This is a genomic window from Streptomyces boluensis (genome assembly GCF_009908195.1).
In the GTDB taxonomy this organism is placed as follows: domain Bacteria; phylum Actinomycetota; class Actinomycetes; order Streptomycetales; family Streptomycetaceae; genus Streptomyces; species Streptomyces boluensis.
On the sequence record NZ_JAAAHS010000668.1, the window covers coordinates 1 to 1,952 of the forward strand.

1 protein-coding gene is annotated in these 1,952 nt (G+C 74.7%); it reads left to right on the top strand.

Going from position 1 to position 1,952, the window contains the following annotated elements:
* Positions 1-1,916 (top strand): heavy metal translocating P-type ATPase (locus GUY60_RS37260; RefSeq protein ID WP_161705932.1); only part of this gene is annotated, 1,916 nt, incomplete at its 5' end.
* Positions 1,917-1,952: the final 36 nt, after the last annotated feature.

Genomic DNA, 1,952 nt, shown 5'->3' on the forward strand with positions numbered 1-1,952 from the left:
GCGCCACCCCGGCCGCCACCGCCACCCGCCGCACCCGTGTCCTCGCGCTGCCCGAGGCGCGCCGGGCCGTCGCCGCGACGGTGGCGTTCCTGGTCGCGCTGCCGCTGCAACTCACCGGCACGAGCGCCTGGTTGTGGGCGCCGCTGTACGCCGTCGCGTACGGGGCGGGCGGCTGGGAGCCCGCCCTCGAAGGGCTGCGCGCACTGCGGACCCGCACCCTCGACGTGGATCTGCTGATGATCGTCGCGGCCCTCGGTGCCGCCGCGATCGGGCAGGTCATGGACGGCGCGCTGCTCATCGTCATCTTCGCCACGTCCGGCGCCCTCGAGGCCCTCGCCACCGCGCGTACCGAGGACTCCGTGCGCGGGCTCCTCGACCTGGCCCCCGCCACCGCCACCCTGGTCACCGCCGACGGAGAACAGCAGGTCCCCACCGACCGGCTCCGCGTCGGCGACGAGATCCTGGTCCGCCCCGGCGAGCGGATCGGCGCCGACGGCGAGGTGGTCGACGGTGCGGGCGAGGTCGACCAGGCGACCATCACCGGGGAGTCGCTGCCGGTGCCGAAGGGCGCGGGTGACGAGGTGTTCGCCGGGACCGTCAACGGCCCGGCGGGTGCCCTGCGGATCAGCGTGCGCCGCGACCCGTCCGACACGGTGCTCGCCCGGATCGTCACGCTCGTCGAGGAGGCGTCCCGTACGAAGGCGCCGACGCAGTTGTTCATCGAGAAGGTCGAGCAGCGCTACGCGGTCGGCGTGGTCCTCGCGACCCTGACGATCTTCGCGGTGCCGCTGGCCTTCGGCGCGGACCTGACCGGCGCCCTGCTGCGCGCCATGACGTTCATGATCGTGGCGTCACCGTGCGCGGTGGTCCTGGCCACCATGCCGCCGCTGCTCTCCGCCATCGCCAATGCGGGTCGGCACGGCGTCCTGGTCAAGTCGGCCGTCGCCATGGAACGCCTCGGCCAGGTGGACACGGTCGCGTACGACAAGACCGGCACCCTGACCGAGGGCACCCCGCGCGTCCTGGCCGTCACCCCCGAACAGGGCTTCAGCGAGGGGGAGTTGCTGGCCCTCGCCGCGTCCGTGGAGCATCGCAGCGAGCACCCCATCGCCCGTTCCGTGGTCGAGGCGGCCCGCGACCGCGACCTCACGTTCCCGGAAGCGGAGGACTTCACGTCCACCCCCGGCCGCGGTGTCGCCGCCACCGTCTCCGGGCGCCGGGTGGAGATCGGCGCCCCGGCCCGACTGCTCCCGACGACGGCGACAACGGACACAGCTACGACAATGGACACGGCTACGGACTCCGGTGACGGTACGACCACCGTGCTCGTCCTCGTCGACGGTGCCCCCGCGGGCCGTATCGCCCTCGCCGACCGCCCCCGCCCCGACGCTGCCGCGGCCGTCGCCGACCTGGCCCGGCTCACCGGTACGCCGCCGGTCCTGCTCACCGGCGACGGCCCCGGCGCTGCGGCGGGCGTGGCGGCCGCGGTCGGCATCGACGACGTGCGCGCGGGCCTGCTGCCGCACGAAAAGGCCGAAGCCGTACGGGAGTTGGCGCTGCACGGGGACCGCAAGGTCCTGGTGATCGGGGACGGCGTGAACGACGCGCCCGCGCTCGCCGCCGCGCACACCGGCGTGGCCATGGGCCGCGCGGGCGCCGACCTGGCCCTGGAGACCGCGGACGCGGTCGTCGTACGCGACGAACTCGCCGCCGTCCCCCGGGCGGTGGCCCTCTCCCGCCGCGCCCGCCGCCTGGTCACCCAGAACCTCGTGATCGCCGGTACCTGCATCGCGATCCTCACCGTCTGGGACCTGGTCGGCCATCTGCCGCTGCCGCTCGGAGTGGCGGGCCACGAGGGCTCGACGATCCTGGTCGCACTGAACGGCCTGCGACTGCTGCGGGAGAAGGCCTGGTGACCGTACGGGGCGGGGGTCAGGCGTGCGGTCCCACCG